Origin of the sequence: Okeania sp. SIO2F4 (assembly GCF_010672385.1) — a bacterium.
Lineage (GTDB): Bacteria > Cyanobacteriota > Cyanobacteriia > Cyanobacteriales > Microcoleaceae > Trichodesmium.
Genome location: NZ_JAAHGT010000358.1, coordinates 3642 through 9017, shown reverse-complemented (window position 1 = coordinate 9017; position 5376 = coordinate 3642). Strand labels below are relative to the sequence as shown.

Below are 5376 nucleotides of genomic sequence, written 5' to 3'. Positions count from 1 at the left end.
TGGAGACAATTTTATCTCGGATAGATGATGGGATTGATGATGGCTAAGAAAACAGAGATTAGATTAAGTTAAGTCAGTAGTTGTGCAAAATTAATTTTCTAGTTGAGAGAAGCAATAGGCAACATGGAATAGGGAACAGAAAGAAATAATTGATAATTTATTGATAAGATTGGAGATTTCTAATAGACATAGGCGTGATAATTAGAAATAAAATCAATTATAGTACAGAAATCATTAATTATTTCCCCCTACTCCCGTACGGGCGATTCGCTCTTCGCCCCTACTCCCTACTCCCTCTTTTCCACCAGAGGTCAAATAGTATAGAAATTATATCTGCTGGCCTTGGACAAACTGTCTTTTTTTTGAGAAAATTGGCGTTGCTGAAACACGGTATGAAACTACATTCGTAAGATAAGTTGAGGGAACTTCCTAAAACCTAAAAAGTGTCGCGAGGAAGTTAGCCAGCCCGTTTTAACGGCTGGTTGAATAACGACACGCGGGTAATAAAGCGAAGTAAAAATCTGGTATACTAGAGGAATAAGGAACAAGGTTTGTCGCCATGACAAGAGCGCACTTTGCGGTGAAATTCCGGTGGACACCTGTAAGGGGAATTAACTTCCTACGACGGCTGAAAGCAAGTAGGCAGCTAGAGCAGCGATTTATTGCCCCAACCAGTGCGAGTAAAACCACTCTTTTAGCTAACAAAAAAAAGTAAACTCACAGCTAGATTTTGATCTATGCCGAGGAGTTTAGGAGTCTGCCCTTCAGGCTTTAAGCAAATGTGGATTTATGAGGGGCTGCGTGCGGAATTTACTTCCGCACTTTAAAAGCCCCGTCCCATTTGCGGTGGATTTGCCACAGAATCCAGGGTGTTTCAACCCCTGGAGATGTCAATACCATTTACTGTTTAAAGAATCGCCAGGATTATCGAGGAAAAAATCTTCGGAAATCAGTTATTCAGTTATCAGGGATTAATTCATGGCTTTATAGATCGGGAAAAAGCAATTGAACAGGTATCAGCAAGTAATAACTATTTGACACATAATTGTCAGGGTTTTGTCTCCAAACCCTGACCTTGTTAGATTGGCTCTAAATTGATTTAGAAGTAAATAATTTAAAGTAGGCAGAAACTAAAAATTCTTTGATAGGAATTGCTACAAAAGTTAAAGGGTTAATTGTAACAATTATTGTTCTTACATCTGCTTTTGCTAATTTAATTATCTGTTTTGCTACCCAGTCAGCAGACATAATTCCTACTGGATTTAGATTACTTTTAAACGGACCTAATATTAATTTTCTAATTATACAAGGAGCGTCTAATCTGCGCAAGGTAACTAAATCTCCAAGGGTTCTTTTTGTGAGTTCATAAAGGGGACTAAATGCTGGATTAACTTCTGCTTCGGAGGTATTTACCCAGACTTCTTTACAGGCAATATCGGAATTTGTTCTGACTGTTTTGAGGAATATTTCTAACATTCGCCAGCTAGAAAATGTGTTTATTTCATAGGATTTAGCGATCGCTTCTGCTGTTTTTTCTCCATGTACGTTAATGCCGTGGTTTAAGACTAATATATCTACTTTTTCTAATAATTCTCCTAATTTATCCTCTTGACCTATTTGCCAAGTTATGGTATTAACTTCCAAGCTTTGACCGTCTATGTCTAAGGTAATGGTCTGGTCTTTGGATGTCAGAGCAATAACTTTTGCCCCTGCTTGATGAAGGTGTTGCAGGAGACTTTGACCTAAACTGCCAGAAGCTCCTGTGACGGCAATTGTTTTACCTTTGAGGGAAAGTGCTGTACCCATGAGTTTATCTACTAAGGTGAGGGTTCCGCAGAAATAGGCGTTTTGATTGTCGAAGTGGTGGCGCCAATGGTAGGGACGGTTTACGAGCCAGTTTCCGGGAAGCGTTAAAAATGCACCAGGAAGATGATTGATATCTGTAAGTTGGTCAGCATTGGGAATACCTGTGGCGCGGGCGATCGCTGGAAAGGAAAAAGTTAAGGTATAAACAACACCTGCCAGAGTTGCCCCTTGATAGGAAGGCATCCAGACAAAAAATGAAGCCCATAATAGCATACCAAAGGTTAACATTACCAGAGATTCTGGTATGTCGTGATACCAAGTAGCTTTTTGATAAATTTCTGTACTGACAGTAGTTAGGTCTGGACGGAAAACGCGATGGTGCCAAGCATGCCATTTATAGAGGGGCGACCAAATATGAGAAACTACATGATAAAGGTCTCGTATTAGTTCGGCAAAAAATACAGAACCGAGAATTAGAGAAATATTAATTATCCAAGGGTAAAATTGCATCAGTTATCAGTTATCAGTTATCAGTTATCAGTTATCAGTTTATAGCAGTTTTTAGGCTAATGAACCACATTAAAAAATGATAAACCTGTGGGGAGGTTTTGCTGCGCAACATGAAACGCATTTTTGTTATACAACGTCCCTACTTTGTTGTCTACTCAAAAGATAGTTCTTTTTTAATCATCTGGCAAAAGTCTATAAAATATTGAAAGGTTTTTAAGTGTTCTGGTTCTGATACAACTCTCTTTTTTAATTCATCTAAATAGGATTCATTTCTAGCTTTTCCTGGATTTTTTTTAGAATAATTAATTTTCTTAGCTTTAAATATTTCCTTGAGATATAAAAAGTGAAATTTTGCATGATTATAATTTTGACTATAATTACCCATTAATTCTGGGTCTTTGACAGATACATCATAATATTGTGCATAATCTGAGAGAGGTATTTCTAGAGGTTGTCTAGAGTCGAACAATTTTCTATTAGCTAATAGCCAAGTTTCGATACATCGGTTTTGAATAATGGAAATAGGCTTGACTTTTCCTAATTTTAAGCGTAGGTCGTTTTTGACAATAAACTCTTCAATTTCTTTTCTTTTGCTTGCGACTGTTTCTTCCTCAGCATCAAGACAAATTACCAGGTAATTATATTTGTCTGTTTCTTCCATTTTTTTAATGGCATCGGGAATATAGTCGTGAAGAATTGAAGGATAACCATTAGCGCGAACTAAACAGTAATTATTGTGATTAGCTTGATGATAAAGTTTAACTTTTGTTAGTTCTGGGAGAAGAGGTTTCAGCCAAGATGCATAAATTTTTTTCTCTGTACTTCTGCCTTCTAAAAGGAAATAAATATTCATTCTGCTTCTACTTCTTCGGGAGATTGTTCAAGGATGTTAATTAGGTCGATAAAACCTTGATGTCTAGATTGGGAAATTCCTAATTCTTCAGGTTGTTTAACTGTTACTGTATTGCCTTGGCGAGTGACAATTTTCCAATATTTATTTCCGATATTATTGATAATGTATGGATGATGACTGGTAATAATAAATTGTAGTCTAGGACTTTATAAGATTAAATCTGTGACACTATCAAGACAATTTACTCCTAAACTATTTTCAAATTCATCAATTAATATCACGCTCCCTTCTGGAGATAAATATAATTCGCTAATATACATTAATGTTTTGAGCATTCCTGAAGAAATATGTGGTGATAAAATCCAATTATACACTCCTTTTTATTTCAAGGATAAGGCTCTAGACTATTTGAAAATATCAGTTAATGATTCATAAATTTTGTCATTAAAATTTAATATAGATTCTATTTTAATATCTTCTACTGTCTCAAGTATTTCCATAAATATATCTTTGATTTTGTGAAAAGTTTCTGGTAGATATTGATAAACCAGAGATAACTTCCTAAAACTAGAAAGGCTGCTTTCTTGAATTTCACTGAAAGAACTATTTTGATAGTTTGCTAACATAGAAAGAGGTATGATCGGAATTTTTTCAGAATCTTCATCCCAATGTGTATCTATAATTTTATTAAACTCTTCCTTGACAGGTTTAATATCTTCTTCTTGATTTAGTAATTCGACTGTACTTTCAAATGCTGATAATTTCGGAATCTCACTACCTTTAAATATAATTTTTTCTGAGTCTCTTTTAATAATAACTTCCTCATTTTTAGAGATATTTTCATAAATAATTTTAAACTCAGACTGTTCCTCCGAATCATTTATTTTTATCCGAAACACTTCTACAGTTTCAAATTCTCCTTGCAAACGATATGATATATTATCTTTAGTTAGAAAAGTTATATTCCAGTAAACTCCATTTAATGAGTCACCATTAGCAATTCCTTTAAGACCCAAAATTGAACGAATTATTTGGGTTTTTCCCGCACCAGAAACACCAACCAATAAGTTAAGATTAGGCAAAAATTCAGTGGGTTTGAGATACCAAGATTGTGCGCGATCGCCAAATTCTAATTTGGCGATTTTCATTTTTCATCTATCTAAAATTATTCGAGAAATCATACCACGTTTAGATAATTTCTTGTTAATAAAGTGCCAAACTTGTAGGGTGTGTTATACCAATTGCCAAAAGTAATGCTATACTTCAGCTTTACTTCAGAAGTCAAATAGTTACCAAGATTAAAAGTCTGTTTTTGACAATTATTAGTCGGTTAGTATAAGTTTTTCCTACTTTTAACCTCTCCCCTCACCTCCCACACTTCCATACGGACGTTGCATAAGGGCGTCCCTACCCCACCCAATCATATATAGCATTCTTTTTGAGAAATAGTATTAGATGCCTAAAATTTAGACTATGAAAAGGATATAACAATCCGTCGTAACGCACCGTTTTAGGTGTGTCGGTTTACTACGTTTATTCAAACTTGACAAATATTTCCACAGTTTTATGACAAAAATTCAATTAGTTTGAAATACTAAGATTGTGTGCGATCGCCAAATTCTAATTTGGCGATTTTCATTTTTCATCTATCTAAAATTATTCGAGAAATCATACCACGTTTAGATAATTTCTTGTTAATAAAGTGCCAAACTTGTAGGGTGTGTTATACCAATTGCCAAAAGTAATGCTATACTTCAGCTTTACTTCAGAAGTCAAATAGTTACCAAGATTAAAAGTCTGTTTTTGACAATTATTAGTCGGTTAGTATAAGTTTTTCCTACTTTTAACCTCTCCCCTCACCTCCCACACTTCCATACGGACGTTGCATAAGGGCGTCCCTACCCCACCCAATCATATATAGCATTCTTTTTGAGAAATAGTATTAGATGCCTAAAATTTAGACTATGAAAAGGATATAACAATCCGTCGTAACGCACCGTTTTAGGTGTGTCGGTTTACTACGTTTATTCAAACTTGACAAATATTTCCACAGTTTTATGACAAAAATTCAATTAGTTTGAAATACTAAGATTGTGTGCGATCGCCAAATTCTAATTTGGCGATTTTCATTTTTCATCTATCTAAAATTATTCGAGAAATCATACCACGTTTAGATAATTTCTTGTTAATAAAGTGCCAAACTTGTA

4 protein-coding genes are annotated in these 5376 nt (G+C 34.9%); all 4 read right to left on the bottom strand.

The features are described from left to right. Window positions 1–1089: 1089 nt before the first annotated feature. Complete coding sequence (locus tag F6K22_RS21310; RefSeq protein WP_293102357.1) at window positions 1090–2316, bottom strand: bifunctional sterol desaturase/short chain dehydrogenase; 1227 nt, start codon at window positions 2314–2316, stop codon at window positions 1090–1092. A 151-nt stretch (window positions 2317–2467) separates the two neighbouring features. Beyond that, complete coding sequence (locus F6K22_RS21305; RefSeq protein ID WP_293102354.1) at window positions 2468–3169, bottom strand: hypothetical protein; 702 nt, start codon at window positions 3167–3169, stop codon at window positions 2468–2470. 206 nt (window positions 3170–3375) lie between these two features. Continuing rightward, window positions 3376–3543 carry an AAA family ATPase gene (locus F6K22_RS21300; RefSeq protein WP_293102352.1) on the bottom strand — a complete coding sequence of 56 codons (168 nt, stop codon included), beginning with the start codon at window positions 3541–3543 and terminating at the stop codon, window positions 3376–3378. A gap of 30 nt (window positions 3544–3573) precedes the next feature. Beyond that, on the bottom strand, window positions 3574–4317 hold the full coding sequence (locus F6K22_RS21295) for an AAA family ATPase (RefSeq protein ID WP_293102349.1): 744 nt from the start codon (window positions 4315–4317) through the stop codon (window positions 3574–3576). Between the last annotated feature and the right edge of the window lie 1059 nt (window positions 4318–5376).

What these genes read in the sequence shown, in the direction of transcription:
- F6K22_RS21310 (WP_293102357.1), bottom strand. Translation starts at nt 2,316, where the DNA reads ATGCAATTTTACCCTTGGATAATTAATATTTCTCTAATTCTCGGTTCT.
- F6K22_RS21305 (WP_293102354.1), bottom strand. Translation starts at nt 3,169, where the DNA reads ATGAATATTTATTTCCTTTTAGAAGGCAGAAGTACAGAGAAAAAAATT.
- F6K22_RS21295 (WP_293102349.1), bottom strand. Translation starts at nt 4,317, where the DNA reads ATGAAAATCGCCAAATTAGAATTTGGCGATCGCGCACAATCTTGGTAT.